19 protein-coding genes are annotated in these 18,523 nt (G+C 51.1%); 17 read left to right on the top strand and 2 right to left on the bottom strand.

From position 1 onward, the window contains the following. The 13 genes from Q2J39_RS07955 to Q2J39_RS07895 all read left to right on the top strand — a co-directional run. A partial coding sequence (locus Q2J39_RS07955; protein ID WP_288339939.1) for a hypothetical protein occupies positions 1-280 on the top strand: 280 nt, incomplete at its 5' end. Between the two features lie 369 nt (positions 281-649). Beyond that, positions 650-1,264: a zinc-ribbon domain-containing protein gene (locus tag Q2J39_RS07950; protein ID WP_288339941.1), complete on the top strand. Its 615-nt coding sequence runs from the start codon at positions 650-652 to the stop codon at positions 1,262-1,264. Then, positions 1,248-1,778 (top strand): hypothetical protein, encoded by a 531-nt coding sequence (locus Q2J39_RS07945; protein WP_288339943.1) that lies wholly within the window; start codon positions 1,248-1,250, stop codon positions 1,776-1,778. The genes Q2J39_RS07950 and Q2J39_RS07945 overlap by 17 nt, the downstream gene beginning before the upstream one ends. A gap of 217 nt (positions 1,779-1,995) precedes the next feature. Then, positions 1,996-3,084, top strand: a complete 1,089-nt coding sequence (gene murG, locus Q2J39_RS07940; protein ID WP_288339945.1) for an undecaprenyldiphospho-muramoylpentapeptide beta-N-acetylglucosaminyltransferase — start codon at positions 1,996-1,998, stop codon at positions 3,082-3,084. A gap of 3 nt (positions 3,085-3,087) precedes the next feature. Beyond that, the gene (gene murB, locus Q2J39_RS07935) at positions 3,088-4,026 is read left to right on the top strand and encodes a UDP-N-acetylmuramate dehydrogenase (RefSeq protein ID WP_288339947.1); all 939 of its coding nucleotides are present in this window, start codon (positions 3,088-3,090) and stop codon (positions 4,024-4,026) included. Positions 4,027-4,042: 16 nt separating this feature from the next. Then, a complete protein-coding gene (locus Q2J39_RS07930; RefSeq protein WP_288339949.1) occupies positions 4,043-5,233 on the top strand; it encodes a cell division protein FtsQ/DivIB in 1,191 nt (396 codons plus the stop codon). 128 nt (positions 5,234-5,361) lie between these two features. Continuing rightward, positions 5,362-5,721 (top strand): Asp23/Gls24 family envelope stress response protein, encoded by a 360-nt coding sequence (locus tag Q2J39_RS07925; RefSeq protein WP_230267488.1) that lies wholly within the window; start codon positions 5,362-5,364, stop codon positions 5,719-5,721. A 15-nt stretch (positions 5,722-5,736) separates the two neighbouring features. Beyond that, complete coding sequence (locus tag Q2J39_RS07920) at positions 5,737-7,383, top strand: DAK2 domain-containing protein (protein ID WP_288339952.1); 1,647 nt, start codon at positions 5,737-5,739, stop codon at positions 7,381-7,383. A 309-nt stretch (positions 7,384-7,692) separates the two neighbouring features. Then, positions 7,693-8,127, top strand: coding sequence for a Spx/MgsR family RNA polymerase-binding regulatory protein (locus Q2J39_RS07915; RefSeq protein ID WP_230267485.1), 435 nt, complete (start codon positions 7,693-7,695; stop codon positions 8,125-8,127). 58 nt (positions 8,128-8,185) lie between these two features. Beyond that, complete coding sequence (locus tag Q2J39_RS07910) at positions 8,186-9,091, top strand: ROK family protein (protein WP_230267483.1); 906 nt, start codon at positions 8,186-8,188, stop codon at positions 9,089-9,091. Between the two features lie 455 nt (positions 9,092-9,546). Next, positions 9,547-10,359, top strand: coding sequence for a metallophosphoesterase (locus Q2J39_RS07905; protein WP_288339956.1), 813 nt, complete (start codon positions 9,547-9,549; stop codon positions 10,357-10,359). Positions 10,360-10,548: 189 nt separating this feature from the next. Then, positions 10,549-10,899, top strand: a complete 351-nt coding sequence (locus Q2J39_RS07900) for a hypothetical protein (RefSeq protein ID WP_230267481.1) — start codon at positions 10,549-10,551, stop codon at positions 10,897-10,899. Continuing rightward, a complete protein-coding gene (locus tag Q2J39_RS07895; protein WP_288339958.1) occupies positions 10,896-11,159 on the top strand; it encodes a hypothetical protein in 264 nt (87 codons plus the stop codon). Before Q2J39_RS07900 ends, Q2J39_RS07895 begins: the two co-directional genes overlap by 4 nt. A gap of 152 nt (positions 11,160-11,311) precedes the next feature. Here the strand turns inward: Q2J39_RS07895 and Q2J39_RS07890 are convergent, their stop codons facing one another. Further along, on the bottom strand, positions 11,312-12,286 hold the full coding sequence (locus Q2J39_RS07890) for an L-lactate dehydrogenase (RefSeq protein WP_288339960.1): 975 nt from the start codon (positions 12,284-12,286) through the stop codon (positions 11,312-11,314). Positions 12,287-12,639: 353 nt separating this feature from the next. After that, a complete protein-coding gene (locus Q2J39_RS07885) occupies positions 12,640-13,794 on the bottom strand; it encodes a S1C family serine protease (protein ID WP_230267478.1) in 1,155 nt (384 codons plus the stop codon). A gap of 359 nt (positions 13,795-14,153) precedes the next feature. Between Q2J39_RS07885 and Q2J39_RS07880 the strand changes: the two genes are divergently transcribed. The 4 genes from Q2J39_RS07880 (at position 14,154) to Q2J39_RS07865 (ending at position 18,384) form a co-directional block, all read left to right on the top strand. After that, positions 14,154-16,160: a hypothetical protein gene (locus tag Q2J39_RS07880; RefSeq protein ID WP_288339962.1), complete on the top strand. Its 2,007-nt coding sequence runs from the start codon at positions 14,154-14,156 to the stop codon at positions 16,158-16,160. A 127-nt stretch (positions 16,161-16,287) separates the two neighbouring features. Next, positions 16,288-16,569 carry a hypothetical protein gene (locus Q2J39_RS07875; RefSeq protein ID WP_288339964.1) on the top strand — a complete coding sequence of 94 codons (282 nt, stop codon included), beginning with the start codon at positions 16,288-16,290 and terminating at the stop codon, positions 16,567-16,569. 217 nt (positions 16,570-16,786) lie between these two features. Continuing rightward, positions 16,787-16,990 (top strand): hypothetical protein, encoded by a 204-nt coding sequence (locus Q2J39_RS07870; RefSeq protein WP_288339966.1) that lies wholly within the window; start codon positions 16,787-16,789, stop codon positions 16,988-16,990. A gap of 188 nt (positions 16,991-17,178) precedes the next feature. Continuing rightward, on the top strand, positions 17,179-18,384 hold the full coding sequence (locus Q2J39_RS07865) for an NADP-dependent isocitrate dehydrogenase (RefSeq protein WP_288339968.1): 1,206 nt from the start codon (positions 17,179-17,181) through the stop codon (positions 18,382-18,384). Positions 18,385-18,523 lie beyond the last annotated feature (139 nt).

The raw sequence follows: 18,523 nt of genomic DNA, 5'->3' as shown, positions 1-18,523 counted from the left end.
TTATCCCAAGGAGGCGGTCGAGAAAATACCCGTCTTTTATTTGACGCTTACGTTTTTTCGGGCTAAAAAGGGGGTATCAGCTTTATCTGAAACGGATACCGCCTTTTGGTTTTATACCGATCTGCTGCGCTTTTTGTTATTGTCTTCTCGTAGACCTTTCTTCATTTGTCTGGCGGTGAGGACGGCTTTGTTCAGCTCGAATGAGATTCATTCGGCCAGGCTTCGAGTGCGTTCTGCTGGTTCAAATGCATACCTGTATCCCTGGTCAGACCGGTCATAGAGGTAAAAACCCGCAAACACCCGCATGAAGAAAACCAAGCACCAGAAATTTACAAAGGAAAACGGTCTGGAATCATTCGTTCCAAATCGAGCTGAAAAGAGATGGAGTTTACGATTCCATCTTTTTTTCGCTTCCAGTTCACGTATTTCAGGCAACCCGTCCATTTTTTGAAGTCAAAACTACACGTCGATTGCATTTTTCGTAAAGACGAATCGCAAAAGGAAACGATGAGCAAGCTAAAAACAGCGGATGCTAATGCGATCCGTCGATCGATTCAGACCGATCGAACGCTCTTGTGATCCAGAAAGAATAGAGCAAGACGAAAAGAAAGGCTATTCAATAACCGAAAATACAGAAAGGATCCATACGATGAAGAAGTGTCCAAATTGCAGTACGCCAAACCGGGAGGACAGCCGTTTCTGCGAGCGCTGCGGTACGCCTTTCGCGCAGGCTTCAGAGCCAGAACAGACGAAATCCGATCGGCCGCTCATCTGTCCCAACTGCGATACCCCAAATAATGCAAACGATGTTTACTGCCGACGCTGCGGAAGCGCTCTGCCAAAGCGGTCAAAACCGCAGCAGCCCTCTCAGGCCAGTCCGCGTGCAGCTGCAGGGCGCCCTGTACAGGCCGCGCCAAATCGGGCGCAGACATCTTTGAACCCAGGCGCCATGCCAGCGACTTCAAAGACCAAAAAGAAAACAGGTCTGTATGCGGGCATTGGTATTGCGGCATTATTTGTGGCGGCTGTTCTGATCGGCGTATTCGTTTTTGGACGAAATTCGAATGCGTCCAGTGATCATCTTTCTGACCAGACCGCAGCCGTAAACAAAAAACTGGAAAGTCAGCAGGAAGATCGCAATTCCGCAAAAGAGGAAACGTCGGCGTTCATTCCTTCCGATGGGGAAGATCGGACAGGAAACGTGACGAGTGCAGAAGAGCCTTCCTCTTCGCCGAATGATTCCAATCGTGACGAATTCGTATGAGAGTCCTTCCAGCTCGGCTGACACGCTGCCGCTGGCGCATATCACCCGGGAAAAATCCAATTACACAGGTCCGGCGGTCGCCCAGATCATTCTCGAATACAGGGGCATCGTTTCCAGTCAGGAAGAAATCGCCAATAGCGTCATGATCGATGGCGTCAGCGATTACGAGAAGCTGGCAGGCTATCTGACCCGTGCTTTTGATGTCAATGGCATCAGCGCAATGTATACCGGCGTGTATCTGGAACTCTATCAGCTGACCGCGGCGCACATAGAGGCTCTGTACAATTCGATCGATACGAATCTGAGCATAGGCTATCCCACGATCGTCTGCGTAAATTTCCAGACCGGCAACTCGAACATGTACGGCCTGATTTATGGTAGTGAAAGGGATGAATCCGGATACATGACGTATCGTCTCTATGTCCCCGATGAAGCAGGTCATACGTATGATTTGACGGAAAACGATCTCATTCAGCTGATGACCGACAGCGGCTTTTTCTGCTGCCTGTATTAAAACGATATATATCAACAAAGAAGCGATCCGATCCTTGCATCGGCGCTGAAGAAATTTCGAACGGATACATAACCCCCGGCGTGCCTGGATGCACGCCGGGGGTTTGCGCTGTATCGTTCGATCGGTAAGGGAAGGGGACAAGGCAGGAGGGAATTGTTACAATCCGCTAAGACTTTGTCGGCCTCTCTTTTCAGATGATATACTAAGCTCGATCCCTATGAAAAAAATATGTATAGTCACCGGGGGAACGGGAGGACACATTTATCCCGCTTTAGCCCTCGCTCAAATATGGAAAGAACAGGAACCGGATACCGATATTTTCTTTATCGGAAACGATGACCGCATGGAAGCGCAGATTGTCCCTGCAGCCGGCTATCGCTTTTTGCCAGTTCACGCCTCCGGTCTGGCCGGCAGCTTTGTCAATAAGATCAAAGCTGTTTTCAAGATGTTCAAAGCCCGTTCAAAAGCAAAAAAGTATCTGAAAGAAGAAAAGCCCGATCTGGTGATCGGATTTGGCGGTTACGTGACCGCACCGGCGGCTATGGCCGCTTCCTCTTTAGGCATTCCGTTCATGCTTCATGAGCAGAATTCCGTCATTGGAAAAGCCAATAAGCTGGTGGCTTCCAAAGCTGCCGGCATTGTCACGTGCTATGACAAGGCGCAGAAGGAGTTTGGCGATAAAAAAGCCTGCCTGCTCGGCAATCCGCGCGCCAGTCTGGCTGCTCGCGTGAAAAAAGATGAAGCCTACTTTAAGGAACTGAATCTGGATCCGAGTCTGCCGACGATTCTGATCGTCATGGGCTCGCTTGGCAGTTCTTCCATCAACAAACTGATGAAAGAGGCGCTGTCGAAAGTTGATCCGTCGCTGCAGATTGTCTACGCCTGCGGCAAGGACAACGCCGACGCGCTGCATTCGTTTGATGAATTCAAAAACGTTCATACGGTTCCGTATGTGGATGCGCTTCGTCTTTACGGCATGCTGGACGGAATGGTCTGCCGCGCCGGTGCCACAACGCTTGCGGAACTGACCGCTCTCGGCATTCCGGCTGTCATTATTCCCAGCCCGTATGTGGCGGAAAATCATCAGTACTACAACGCGAAAATGTTAGTAGATGAAGACGCCGCCATCATGCTGGAAGAAAAGGACCTCAATGCCGATAGCCTTTCCAAAGCGATTGAAACGGCGTTTCTCGATGAGAACAAAAGACAGTCTCTCAAAGCGGATGCCCTTAAAGCCGGCAATCCGCACGCAGCACAGGATATGATCGCATGGGCCAATTCGATTATTTCCGGTCAGGAAAAATAAGCCATGATCGAAGAATCTGTGCTCGCGGCGTTTGGACGAGTCAAATGCGGCGAGCCGCTGTGCCGCCATACCACGTATAAAATCGGCGGGCCCGCTGATTTTCTCGTGGAAGTCGATACCCAGAATGATCTTCAGAATCTCGTTTCGCTTTTAGACGAAAAGAAGATTCCCTGGATGGTTCTGGGCAACGGAAGCAACGTACTGGCCTCGGATGCGCCCTATCACGGGGTCATTATCAAACTGACCGGCGAATTATGCGCCTACGCCTTTCATGGCGAAATCCTTGAAGCCAGAGCCGGATGCTCGCTGATCGCGATCAGTCAGTCGGCGATGAAAGAATCGCTGACCGGTCTGGAATTTGCCTATGGCATTCCCGGAACGCTTGGCGGCGGTGTCTATATGAACGCCGGCGCCTATCGCTCGGATCTTTCGCGGCTGATTGAAACGGTCACCATTCTCGACGGGACCCAGATCCGGGTGCTGTCCAAGGAAGAGATCGGCTTCGAATACCGCCATTCCATTTTCCAGAAAAAGAAGCACTGGATTGTACTTGGAGCCACTTTGCGTCTGGAAAAAGGGGATCAGGAAGAAATCCGTGCCCTGATGGATTCGCGAAAGCAGCGCCGTCTGACGAGTCAGCCGGTGTCCAAGCCTTCCGCCGGATCGGTTTTTCGCAACCCTTCGATCGGGTCCGCCTGGGAAGTGGTGGACGCACTGGGATTTCGCGGAAAATACTGCGGCGGCGCCAAAGTCAGTGAAATGCATTCAAACTTCATTATCAACGAGGAGGGAAAAGCGACCGCGCGCGACGTGGATACGCTGATTCGCTCCATTCAGCAGGCGGCCCTGAAAAAACTGGGCGTCCAGCTGATTACCGAAGTAGAAAGGATCAATTGGGATGCCCAGCTCGAGCTCGAAACCAACACCCAGAGTGGATCCTGATAAACACACCAGCATTATGAATAAGGGGAAAGCCTTTCTCGAATTGCTGCGAAGCCATGACGAGGAAGACGACTATAAACCGCACAAGCCAAAACCCAGACGCAATGTGAACTGGGTATGGGCTGCGTGGGCGATTTTTGCGATGGCAGCCGTCTGCATCTTCCCGTTTACGCGGGCCTTTGAGGTGCGGGCGCTGTCCTGCGAAGGAAACTACTACTATTCCAAATCGCAGATTTACGCGCTGGCCGATGTATCGGAAAGCGGGCTGATCGGTCTTTCGTCGCCTAGCGCGATTGCCACCCGGCTCGAAGAAAATCCGCTCATCCGCAGCGCCGATGTCACCAAAAACGGAAACGATATTCGCATTGCCATAGAAGAAGAAATGATTGTCGGCTATACGCAGGACGGCGATCAGGTCACGCTCATTACCGATCAGAATGAAAAGATTCCGGTAAACAGCGATGCACTCTATAAAACGCTCGTCCACTATCCGCTGCTCAGTTCCTTAAGCGACGAGACGATTGAATCGCTTTGCGAGCAGGTGCGAAAGTATCCGAAGCAGCTCACCCGCCAGGTGTTTGACCGGATCGCGGAAATTCAGCCCTGGGCCGAGACGTATGACAAAAACATGCTGAAGCTCGTGCTCAAGGACGGCAATACCGTTTTTACCTCCCTTCCTTCTCTGTTCATGATGACGACGTACAATCAGGTCCTTGAACATTTGCAGGGCGAACAGGTCTGCCTCATTCTCGATGGGGAAAACTCCGTCGTAAATAAAGTTTCCTGTTCGTACCTGTACCTCTCTCCGGAAGAACGCGCCGGAAACCGCGAAATTCCAAAGAGCGTAATCGACCCGAATTATTCCTCCAGCCAGTCCAGCAAGGAGGACGACAAAAAAGACGAAAACAAGGATTCTCAAAAGAAGTCCGAAGACGACAAAAAAGAAGATTCCGAAAACAGGGACAGCCAGGCCAGCTCCGAAGAGTCGGTGTATACCTATCCGTATGTTCCGGAACTGTACAGCGGCATTCAGACCATTCAGACGCCAAACGGCACGATGCAGGTGAACGTTGCAGCGATCAATGACTGGGAGCCGAGCGCGGTCGATAACATTCAGTATTCGCCGTCTACGAATCTTTTCCGTGCGATGGACTCGGGAACGGTTTACACGTATGACGCCGCTTCGGATACGTTCTATCCGATCTGATGTCAAAAATGACGGTCCAGCGGTTTTCTTCGCCGGTCTGTAGGATTTTTATTTCCAATGAAAAGTCGATATAATGACAGCGGTGCAGCATGCACCGCTTTTTCACATGGAAAACAGGAGGCAAAACTATGCCGATTCATAAATCTACAGAATACGGAGAGATTGAAATTTCTCTCGACGCCATCGCCAATCTCGTGGGCGGTACGATCAATGAATGCTACGGAATTATTGGCATGGCCAGCCAGAAGCTGCTTAAGGACGGCTGGGCTGAGTTGCTCAAACGGGACAACTACTCCCGCGGCGTCATCGTGCGTCAGGATGGAAATTCTCTGATTCTCGATATCTATGTCATCGCCATGCAGGGCATCAAGCTTTCCGAAGTGATGCTTGCTGCGCAGCAGCGCGTGCGCTACGTACTGGAAAAAACCCTGGAAGTTAAAGTTGAAGCAGTCAATATCTTTGTTCAGGGCGTGAAAGCAATTAAGTAAGGAGCCTTTAGAACAATGGAATTTATTGACGGCAAACTCTTTCGGGAAATGCTGCGTTCGGGCATGAACAATCTGGGCAACAACCAGGCCAGAATTGATGCGCTGAACGTATTCCCGGTTCCGGACGGCGATACCGGAACCAATATGTATCTCACTTTTTCAAACGGAGTTAAGGAAGCTCTCAAATCCGATGCCAAAGGTGTCGGCGCGATCGCCAAAGTGCTCTCCCGCGGCCTGCTCATGGGCGCACGTGGAAACTCCGGCGTTATTACTTCTCAGATTTTCCGCGGCATTTATCAGGCCGTAGAGGATCTCGATGAAATCGATGCCATGCAGCTCGCGCAGGCTCTGGTGAACGGAAGCCGTGTCGCCTACAAAGCCGTTATGCGTCCGGTTGAAGGAACCATTCTGACCGTCGTTCGCGAAGCTGCCGACTATACGTACGCCTATACCGCGACCGAAGGCATCACCGACTGTGTCGATGTCATGCGCAAAATGGTCGAAGAGGCGAAAATTTCTCTGGATACTACACCTGACCTGCTCCCTGTCTTAAAGGAAGTCGGTGTCGTTGACTCCGGCGGTGCCGGTCTTCTGGCGATTTTTGAAGGTATGCTTCTTGCTATGGAAGGCAAGCCGGTCGAAGCCGAACAGTCGACTGGATCGTCTTCGGAAGCCAGCCAGACCAAGATCGAGGGTGAAGGCGAATACGGATTCTGTACCGAATTCATTCTTCAGCTGTCCGATCGCGGCATGCGCAACTTCTCGGAAGAAAAATTCCGCGATGAGCTGTCCACCATCGGCAACTCGATCGTCTGCGTACAGGACGAAGACATTGTCAAAGTTCACGTACATACCCTGACCCCGGAAGTGGCTGTGAAAATGGGCCGCCGCCAGGGACGCTTTGTGAAGCTGAAAGTCGAAAACATGACCGATCAGCACGAAGAAATTCTCGATCAGGAAAACGAGCAGACCCATGCCGCTGCGCCGAAAAAACAGGCGGAGCATAAAAAGTACGGTCTGATCGCTGTCGCTGCCGGTGACGGCATCCGCGACATGTTCAAGGATCTGCGCGTGGATAAAGTCATCTCCGGCGGACAGACGATGAACCCGTCTACGGAAGACTTCATCAGCGCCATCGAAGAACTCAACTGCGATCACGTTCTGATTTTCCCGAACAACTCCAATATCGTCATGGCCGCTCAGCAGGCCGGGGATGTTCTCGAAGACCGTGACGTTCATGTTCTTCCGGCCAAAACGATCCCGCAGGGCCTTTCCGCCTGCGTCATGTTCAACCCGGAAGCGGATCTGGAAGACAACCTGTCCGATATGAACGAAGCCATCGCGCACGTGAAATCCGGCGAAGTCACCTACGCCATCAAGGATACGACGTACGAAGGTCTGCCGATCAAAGCCGGTCAGTACATGGCGATTTTAGGCAAGGCCATCGTGGAAGCCAATGAAAACGAAATGGATACCGCCAAGGCGCTCCTATCCAAAATGCTCGCCGACGACAGCGAACTCGTTACGCTGATTTACGGCGAAGACGCCACGAAAGAACAGGCTGATGAGCTGGCTGCGTTCATTACCGATCACAGCGACGCGGAAGTAGAAGTCTACAGCGGCAGGCAGCCGGTCTACTCCTTCATCATCGGCGTAGAGTAACGGTTTATAAACCGCTCGCATCGATTGGATTTGAAATTCACAGAAAATAAAATTTCTGCATTTTCGAACCGTCAAAAAGAGCGATACCAATCGAAGAAAACACAAAGAGGCAGGAAGTTCCTGCCTTTTTCGTTTTTGAGCAGAAAAGCCTCTGAATGGCACGAAAATAGAAATAGATGTATTCTCTAATCTTATTTAGTCACATTCCCAAACATGTACGGATTATGGTGTTACCATTAACATGTAAATTTGATCAAGGGAAAAGCCAGCGCATGCAGGTGAACACCAGATCAAAAAAGCGAGGTTCTTATGGTCATTGTCTATACATCCCCTGGCTGCGCCAGCTGCCGGAAAGCAAAACGCTGGCTAACAGAAAATCACATTTCCTATCTGGAAAAAAACATCTTTTCCAACTTAATGCTCGAATCCGAAATCAAATATCTTCTTTCACGGTGTGAAAACGGAACGACGGATATTATCTCGACCCGTTCCAAGGCTTTTCAATCTTTGAAAAAAGACATTAACGATTACACGGTTCGCGAGCTGATCGTGCTCATTCAGCGCAATCCGTCCATTTTAAAGCGGCCGATCATGCTTTCGGAACGCACAATGGTCGTCGGCTACGATGACGACGAAATCACCGCGCTCATTCCGCAGGGAAACCGCGAATCCCAGCGCGACGAAATGCCGGGAACGCTCTCTCTTCCCGCAGCACAATGTACGTCCGGCGTTCGCCGAATTTAATTCCCGGCTCGTCTGGCTATGTTAAACTGATCATAGTCAGCCCAAGGAGGGACATTTTATGAAATATGCTGTAGGCATTGATATCGGCGGCACCAATGCGCGTGTTGCTCTTGTGGACGAAAACCTCAACCTTGTGGAACGCGTCCAGTTCCGTACGAATACGGAAGATCCAAACGAAACCTTTTCCAAAATTGCAGAAACCATTAAAGGCTTTGGCAAGGACATTGTCGGTGTCGGCATTTCCTGCCCAGGACCGCTCGATCTGAAAAACGGATGCATCCTTACGACGCCAAACCTTGGTCAGGCGTGGTGGGGATTCCCGATTCCGCAGACCATTTCTGAAGCCACTGGCCTTCCGGTCTATCTGGAAAATGACGCCAACCTGGCCGCACTGGCGGAAGCGGTTGTCGGCGAAGGCAAGGACAAACGCTACGTTCAGTATCTGACCATTTCGACGGGCGTCGGATCCGGCCAGATCATCGATAAGAAAATTTACGACGGCGCACATGGTTTCGCCCATGAAATCGCCAACTGCATTCTCTGGAAAGACGGTCCGCAGCACGGACGTCTGCTCAACGGTGCAGTCGAAGCCATCTGCTCTGGTACCGCGATTACAACCCGTGCCCAGAAAGCCAACCTCGAAGTGAAACACGCCGGCGAAGTCAACGATCTCGCCGTTGCCGGAAATCCAGTCGCTCAGGAAATCATGGAAGACACCAAGGATTACCTGGCCAACATGATCGCCTGCCTGATCGCCGTCACCGACCCGGAAATCGTCATCCTCGGCGGTTCGGTTGCAACCAAGATCAAAGGCTTCACGAAAGACGTCGAAGACCGCGTGAAGAAAAAAGTTCACGGACCGGTTGTTCCTTACGTAGACGTGCGTACAACAACCCTTTCCGAAGACTCCGGCCTGATCGGTGCAGCCTATCTGGCGTTCTCCAAAGCCGAAGAAAACGCATAATCCGGATTCAGAAAAACGCCTGTCGTTTCAGCAGAATCCATTCGGTTCAAAAACCCATACCCAATCGATCGAACGAAGCTCCGAACGCCCGACGGTTTTCGGGGCTTTTCCTATCGAATGGTCTCTCACCAAGACAGGGGCAGAATTTGTTTATCATACGCCTGGCGGTCCAAGCCGTCTCTTCAAGGCTCTGGATGGAACGGCGTACCGGCTGCGGCCGTTCGAGTTTACGTTCATAATCCGACATTCCTGATGCGCAAATCGGATCGAAATAACAAAATTCAGTCTTCTGAATGACAGCGCTTACCGAAAGCAACGCGCGCCGATTGTCAAGAATGGTAAGTGCTTACATGAAAATTTTGTGCAAAATGTGTAAAAAAGGGGGACATTCGCTTTTTTTTCGCTATCGTTATATCGATCTTCACTTTTTGGAGAGATGGAGTGCGAAAAGAATCATGGTTTATGTAACAAGCGATCTGCATGGAGCCTTCGATATCCGGAAAATCAATCCGAGAGAATCGGAAGTCGCCCAGAAAATGCAGGCGGGGGATTATCTCATCGTCTGCGGCGATTTCGGATGCGTCTGGGACGGGGCGTCCAATGACAACTTCTGGCTTAACTGGCTGGAATCTCTGCCCTGGACAACTCTGTTCATCGACGGCAATCACGAAAATTTCAGTATTCTCAATGCCTACCCGCAGGAGGAGTGGAACGGCGGAAAAATCCACCGCATCCGTTCAAATGTGATCCATCTGATGCGCGGCGAAATTTATCATTTTGACAATAAGACCTGGCTCGCCTTAGGCGGCGGCTACAGCCACGATCATGCCTTTCGCAGCGAAGGCGTGAACTGGTGGAAGCAGGAAATCATGAATCAGGAAGAAGCGCAGCACGCGCTCGACAACCTGGCCAAAGCCGGCTGGAAGGTGGATGTGATTCTTTCGCATGACGTGTACGCCTCCCATCCTTTAGCCAATACGTATGAACTCGAGCTCGAATGCTATGAAGCCGATCAGGTTCAGCAGCTCGAATTCCTGGAAGAAATCCGTAAGAAGACGGACTACAAAATCTGGCTTTGCGGCCATTACCACAAGGATCTGCTGACGTTTACCGACGGCCGTCCCTGCCGCATGCTCTTTGATGACGTGCGTACGATCGATGAACTGCTTGAAGAAAGCCGGAAAGCCGCTTCGGACAAAAAAGCCGAATGCCCCTCGGAGAGCGTAAAGCCGGCGGTTTCAAAAGGCAGCGCGCTTGCTTCGTGCTGACGCATGTAAAGCCGGCTGGCCCAATCCAAATCGAAATCCCATTTTATTTCCATACCCGCATATCAAGGACAGACGCGAATTTTGCTCTGTCCTTTTTGTCTGGTCCTTTTGATCTGGCAAGGGATCTGACGAAAATCATACAAGGGCACCCAGAAGAACATCGTTTTGCGCGCGTGCTAGTCTGAAATCATGAATACAGATTTATACCAGACACAAGAACGTCCGGGCTGGACCATCGCGTTTGTAAGCCGCGGATGCCGCAAGTATCTGCAGAAAAATCCTGCGCTGACTTCGAAAATCGCGGATGTTCTTTCCCGTCAGGGTGAAAACGGCTTTTATCACGCCAAACTCGCTTCCAGAAAGAAATGGCAGGATCTGCCGGTTCTGGAATGTCGGATCAACGATCCCGCCGTTAAAGCATGCCGGGCCGCATTTGCCGTTAAGGATTCCACGATTTATGTTCTCTATCTTTCCGGAACGCTTCTGAAAAAAGAGTTCACGCAGGAGATGGATTCCTTTTTGAAAGGGGAAGCGGCATGAAAATGATTTCCGTACGTGAAGCACAGGTGAAATGGATGAACGCTCCCAAATCGAGCCGGCTTTCCTCGCTTCGCCTTCTCACGTTTAAAAAGGACCGCTCGGTCTGCCTGAAAAAAGAAAACGGTCAGTTTCTTCTTGTTGAAGACGGCTATCTTCATCAGGAAATCGAACTGCCTGCTGACGGCTATAAGAAACTTCTCAAGGAAGCCTTTGCCCGGGAATTCCCGCGCAGCAGCCGGCTGTACATTCAGGAAAACTGAACGAAGGGATCCCCAAATCATTCATAGCGCTGTATGCAGAAACAGGCCGCCTCTTTTCGAAAGAGACGGCCTGTCTGACTTTATGGATAGTGAACTTGTGATTTGGATGGAACAGGGAATGAATCATGAACCGCTGGATTCAGCTCATGCGTTTAGTCGTTGAGATCGATGATGTCGCCCAGGTTTTCCTGAATGGTCTTGACCAGCGTATCGAACGAATTGTTGAAGCGATTCTGATCGTTTTCGTTTAACGGCAGCGTCAGAATCTGCGTCGCTCCGTCGGATCCAATGACGGTTGGCGTACCGATGAAGTAGCCGGACTTGCCGTATTCGCCGTTCTGATAGGAAGAAACGGGGAGAATGCAGCGCTCGTTGTTGAGGATCGCCGTAACGATTCGGCGCAGAGCCAGGCCGATTCCGTAATACGTTGCTTTTTTCAGATCAATGATTTTGTACGCCTTATCGCGGACGTCTTCATAAATAGTCTGCAGACGGGCGAGAGAAATGTTCTTTTCATCGAGGTATTCGAGCAGGGACTTGCATCCGATGTAGCTGTTGGTCCAGCTGATGAAGGACGAGTCGCCGTGTTCGCCCAGAATGTAGGCGTGAATATTGGATGGCGCAAAGCCCAGTTCATCGCCGAGTTCTACACGCAGGCGCGCGGTATCGAGAACGGTACCGGAACCAATGACGTGTTCCTTCGGCAGCCCGGACGCTTTCCAGGCGACGTACGTCATGATGTCGACCGGGTTGTTGGCAACGAGCAGAATGCCGTTGAATTTGTTTTTCTTCAGTTCTTCGCAAACCCCTTTGGTGATCTGCGCATTAATTTTTACCAGTTCCAGACGGGACTGTCCCGGACGCTGCGCTGCGCCGGCGGTCAGAACGACCACGTTGCAGTATTCCGCATCCGCGTAGGAGCCGGAGTAGATTTTCATTTTTGTGTCGGCATAAACCAGACCGTCGGTCAGGTCCATGGCTTCGCCTTTCGCCTTGTCCGCATTCACGTCCACCAGAACCATTTCGTCGATTCCTTTTTCATGAAGCATGGAATAGGCGAAGGACATTCCGACAAAGCCGGTTCCGACCAGCATAATTCTTCGTTTTGAAATCAGATTGTCTGCCATGAGTTAACCTCCCTTAATTACTGACTCCATTATAAGTCCGGACAAACTTCTGATCGTCCAAGTGCCCGCCGGAACGACACGAAACGTGAAATAATTCACAATTCAGTGGATTTCCGGGAAATGATAAGCGCTTGCCCAGTGAGTAAAAAACAACACTTCCCGATAAAATTTCTGCACAGGTCGAAAAAGGAATTGTCCAAACAAAGACAATTGAGGAGATTCGGGAAGGAAGGCTGCTGCAGGTCAAATGCATTCAGAACCGATCAAAGCGGGTCAAAGAAAAAAGCCATTGGCAGCGCATAGCCCCCAATGGCAGGAAGGGATGAACAGCAGGGTTTATGTAAAGGGAAGGGTTAGTCTGCGGGGCCCTGGAGCGTGAGCTTCAGCGTCTGCTGCTGGCCGTCGCGTTCAACGACAATTTCAACTTCATCGCCGATTTTATGGCGTTTGAGGATGTTGCGTACATCCGAGGAAGAAGAAATTTCTTCGCCGTCAAACGAGATAATCTTGTCGCCATATTTCACGCCGCCGGCATCTGCGGTTCCGCCCGGAACGATCTGTACAACGTATACGCCTGGATCAAGCGAGTTGTAGTTGAAGTAGCTGTCGGTGATGTCCTGCAGGCTGACATTCAGAACTGGACGGGAAGTGACTTTACCGTTGCTGATGAGATCGTCAATGACGTTGGTGACATCGCTGATTGGAATGGCGAAGCCAAGACCTTCAATACCGGTATCGGACTGCTTGGCGTTGACAATGCCGATCAGATTGCCGTTGGCATCGAACAGACCGCCGCCCGAGTTGCCCGGGTTGATGGCTGCGTCGGTCTGGAGCAGCGTCATCGTTTCGTTTTCAATCGTGATTTCACGGCCGACTGCGGAAATGATGCCGGTTGTAACAGTGCCGCCCAGCGAGCCGAGCGGATTGCCGATCGCGATTGTCGCTTCGCCGACTTTAATGTCATCGGAATTGCCGATGGTGGCTGCCGAAAGGCCCTGCGCATCGATTTTGATGACGGCGATATCCGTCTGCGGGTCGGTGCCGCAAAGGGTAGCCGGGTATTCCTTGCCGTCAAAGGTCTTAACGGTAATCGTATCCGCATCTTCCACAACGTGGTTGTTGGTAACGATGTAGCCGTCTTCGCTCAGGATAACGCCCGATCCGGCGCCCTGCGCGGTGTACTGGCCGAAGATGGAGTTGCCGGAGCTTACCGATTCCGTCGTAATTTCCACAACGGAAGGACGGAGCCTGGCCACAACATCCGATACATCGGTTACGGTGTAGCCGGCTGTCGAGGTTGAACCGTTCGAGGACGAATTTGCGGTATTGTCCGAAGTTTTATAAGCCGGCTGCGAAGGCTGGCTTGCCGCATTTCCAAAATAGGAACCCGCAAAGCCTGCCGCGCCGGAAAGAAGAACCGTGCAAAGGCCGATGACCGCTACACTGGTGTAAATCTTACGGTTGGAAGACTTTCTGTTCGGTACTCTTGGGGGTGTGTTATTTGCCATACTAAACTCCTTTTCGATATGAATTTTTTCCTTGGTTATCTTTGATGGTTTCAGTATATCGCTCTGTTTTAAAGCAAGCTTAAAGATGCCCTTGAACCATTTTGTAGGAAAAAATAATCTTTCACGGTACAATGACGTTCTGTATGCTTTTCGCATCACGCCTGTAAAAAACATACTGCAAGTCCCCCGGTGCGCAAAACCCCAGAAGCGGTTTGTGAAAACGGGAGTTTGCAGCGGTACGGACGGGCGATCCGGCCGATAAAGAAAGGCGTTTCGCGCTTTTGCGATTTGTTCATGTGAGAGTGCAAAAATGGCGAGAATGATATACTAATAAGGAAAGAATGGATTGGAGGCTACGTATGTCCAAAAAAGATACAGCTGCGAACAGCACTGAAGAAATTGTAAAACCAGAGCCTGCCGCAAAAGCGAGTGCCGCTTCGAAGAAAAGCACCCCCGCAAAACTGGCAGCTTCCAGAAAAGCTCCCGCAAAAGCATCTGCCAAGGAAGCCGCAGATTCCGATAAAAAACCTGTAAAAGCCGCAAAAGCGCCAGCGAAGAAAGCTGCTGCTGAAAAGGCAAAACCAGCCGCGAAAAAGACGGCTGCCAAGAAAGCCGCAAAACCGGCTCTCGTGGAAAACAGCGATCAGACCCAGGCAGAAATCAATGCGAACATTGATATGCTCAAGGCCGAAACCGCAGGCGGCGTTGCCTACGAAAAGGCTGTAGATGCCATCGTAGACAAACAGCAGGAAAAGGTGGCAGAAAAAGCTGTTGCCGGAAGCGATCAGACCGTTGCCGAAGTGAATGCTGCCAAAAAAGTTCTCGCTGAAGAAACCAAGGCCGGCGTGGAAATTATGGAAGGCATCGCAGCGGAAGCCAAAAAAGTCGCTGCGGAAACCGTTATTGCTGATGAAGCCGCAGACGGTGTAAAAATCATGGAAGGCATTGACGCCCTGGCCGAGAAGAAAGCTGCTCCAAAAACAAAAAAAGCCCCCGCAAAAAAGGCTGCTGAAAAGAAAGCCCCCGCTAAGAAAACGACAAAGAAAGCTGCCAAAGCATCTGCCGCTGTCGTAGAAGCGTATGAAGAAAGTCAGAGCGATCAGACGAAAGCGCAGATCGAAGCCGGTCTGAACGCCACAGGCGCCGAAGTAAAAGCCGGCGTCGAAGTCATGGAAGGCATCGCGAAACTCACCGCAGAAGAAACTCCAGTCCGCGCAGAAGACGCAAGCCGTAAAGTGCTCGCGGCCAAAGCGGCTGCGCATACGTTCGGTCAGGTAAACCTCGCTGCCCGCAGCGCCAAGGATTCTGCCGAAGCCAGGAAAACCTTTAAGAAACCGGCACGCAAAGCTGCTAAGAAAGTCGAAAAAACCGACAAGGAAGCCGCTGCGGAAGCCATTAACAAGCTGATTCCGGAAATTGTATCCAACATGGATCCGGAAACTGCCGCCAAACGCTGTGAAGAAGCCGCTATGGCCAGCCGTAAAGTGCTCGCTTCCAAAGTGCGTCCGGCCAAAGGCGCTGCCAAAGCCGCTATCACACATATGAGCGCGGAAGAAAAAGCGTTCTACGATACGCTCGATGACAATACGCTCATGGATATGATGTCCGCTGTAGGCGTCGATATGGATCTCGATACGCTGCTTGGCGAACTCACCCGTGCCAAGAGCATTGAAGAAGCCGTAGACGCGTACGAAAAAATCGCCGACAAGACCGAAAAGAAATACGTATTCGAAGTCGACGGATTCTCGAAAAACGTGATCGAATACCTCTGCGACCGTCTGGCTGCCCGTATTCCGAATAAAGCCGAAGACAACCGCAAGCTTGCTGAAAAGATCGCGAAGGATGTCGATCGCATGCTGATCAACGAAGGCATCAACGACTCCGCCATTTACAAGGATCTGTTCGATGATGTACGTCAGGTTCTCGTCTATGCCCAGCAGAACGGCATCGAATCCCTCGAAGAAATGGAAACCATTATCCCAGCGGATCTTCACGGCCTGCTCGACCGCTTCATGACCGTTGCCTACACGATCCTGCCCGGCTGGCAGCACAACGATGTGAAGTACTACGAAGGCTTCCTCTATGGCGTCATGGCTCAGTTTGAAGACCTGGCGTCCTGGCAGAACCGCGCCCTCATGGATATCGCCGACCTGTACATCAAGCACGGCGACTACGCCAGAGGAAACGACGGCTACTCTTACGTTCTGCGTGAGAACCAGCTCAAGGATCAGATTTACTACCGCTTCGCCAGCGTTTACGAATCCTTCGATCTGCAGAGAGCCAAAGGCATCGTCCGCGATGCGCTCCGCGTCATTGACGGCCGTTACGACTACTATCCAAAACTGATCGAGATTCTCGAGAAGTAATATTTTCTCATTCTGAAATCCCCAGTGCCGGACAGAATTGCGTTTCTTTCTGTCCGGTTTTTCTTCAATGTGGGGTACACTTAACACGACACGCAAGTCCGAACACAAATTAACAGGAGGTCAGATCATGTCCACTTCAAGTTCAAGCAAGATCCCAGCCTGGATCATTTCCTGCCTGGAACAGTATGGAAACTGTGCCTGTGGCTACCGCATTACCAAACAGCTTGGCAAACAGGGGCTTCTCGATACCCTTGAATCCATGGGATATCCCTGTGAGCTCGAGATTATCGGCGAGCCCAAGGAAGATGAAGAACTCCCCGCAGACGGAACGTATATTCTTACCCTGCACAAACCTTCTTCTGCTTCAGAAGAATCCGAAGAGGAAGAGGAAGAGGAAGCGCAGGAATAGCGATCTCACTGCTCCCACAAGAAAAGAGACGGTCTTCGGACCGTCTTTTCCTGTGGGCGGAAACGCGCAGCGGGGAGATCAGGAAGGCATTGCCGGGCAGACTTTCGATCGTGTCCGTAAGGGCGCCCCCGAATCATGGTAAAATGAGCGAAGACAAGTTTGCAAAAAGGATCTTTCCAATCCGTCCTGCGGACCTTCCAATCGAAGATCTGCTGGAATGCATACAGAACGAAAAAACGGAAAGCGGGGAGAGTATATGGCCGAGCCGAAAACCAAAATGGAAAAGGATCTGGAACGAAATGAAATCGAACTTCTCAAAGAAGAAGTCGCTTCTTTGAAAAAGGTAAAAACCGGATGGATGATCGCAGCCATTATCAGCTTTGCGCTCTTCGCCATCACGCTTGGCATTCTCTTTGCGTAGGCGATCCAGTCCGAAAACAGACGTTTAATCTCAGGAAAAGAAAGGCGGACCAGAACGGCCCGCTTTTTGTATTTTGGAAAAGAGTACTCAAAACCCATGGAAAGCCAGTCGAAACAATGGAACCGGCCCCGGCAGGTTTGAAAACCATTTTCACTCTGATTAGAATAAATGCGTTGTGAGGAAAATTTATGAAAATTCAGATGAAAATACCGCTGGTCGAAATGGACGGCGATGAAATGACCCGCGTACTGTGGTCTCAGATTAAGGAGATCCTGATTCTTCCGTACGTGGATCTGAAGAGCGAGTACTACGACCTTTCCCTGGTCAACCGGGAAGCGACGAAGGATCAGGTCACCATCGATGCAGCGCTGGCTAACAAAAAATACGGCGTCAGCGTCAAGTGTGCGACCATTACCCCCAATAAGCAGAGGGTTGAAGAATACGGCCTTTCCGAAATGTGGAAATCGCCGAACGGTACGATCCGTGCCATTCTGGATGGAACCGTCTTCCGTACGCCGATCATGGTCAGCTCCATTAAGCCGGCTGTTCGCACCTGGGAAAAGCCGATCACGATTGCCCGTCACGCTTTTGGCGACGTGTACCGGGCTTCGGAAATCCGCGTAGAAGGACCCGGCGTAGCCCGTCTTGTCTTTACCGGCGATTCCGGCATTGAAATCGAAGAAGAAATTGCCCGTTTTGAAGGCCTGGGCGTTTTGCAGGGTCAGTTCAACAAGGATTCTTCCATTTATTCCTTCGCGCGCAGCTGCTTTGAATTTGCGCTGTCCGCCAGACAGGATCTCTGGTTTTCCACAAAGGATACGATTTCGAAAAAGTACGATCACCGCTTCAAGGATATTTTCCAGGAAGTGTACGACCAGGAATACCGGGCCCGGTTTGAAGCGGCTGGAATTGAGTATTTTTACACGCTGATCGATGACGCGGTTGCCCGTGTCATCCGCTCGAAAGGCGGCTTTATCTGGGCGTGCAAAAACTACGACGGCGATGTCATGTCCGATATGGTTTCCACCGCGTTTGGCTCGCTGGCCATGATGACGTCCGTTCTGGTTTCTCCGGACGGCAACTACGAATACGAAGCTGCACACGGTACCGTCACCCGGCATTACTATCGCTATCTCAAAGGCGAAGAAACGTCCACCAACCCGGTGGCTACCATTTTTGCCTGGAGCGGTGCGCTGCGCAAACGCGCGGAATTCGACGAGATTCCCGAACTGATTCATTTTGCGGACGATCTCGAAGAAGCGACGCTGCAGACGATTGAAGACGGCGAAATGACCGGCGATCTGGTCGCGCTCTGCGACCGTCCGGCCACTAAGCTGAACTCGACCGAGTTCCTGCAGGCGATTGGCCGCCGTCTCGAAGCCCGCATCGGCTAAAACGAAAAGATTAAACGCCCATTCGAACGCAAAACGACCGCGACCCGGAACAGTCCGAAATCGCGGTCGTTTTTCTATGTGCAGAGGCAATGCTGTTCACTTAAGCTTCACAAGTGAGCAGTGCCTTGCCTTTCTAGTT

Source organism: uncultured Allobaculum sp. (assembly GCF_948576815.1).
GTDB lineage: Bacteria > Bacillota_I > Bacilli_A > Erysipelotrichales > Erysipelotrichaceae > Allobaculum > Allobaculum fili.
The sequence above is the reverse complement of the archived record's forward strand: the minus strand, read 5'-3'. Positions and strand labels throughout refer to the sequence as shown.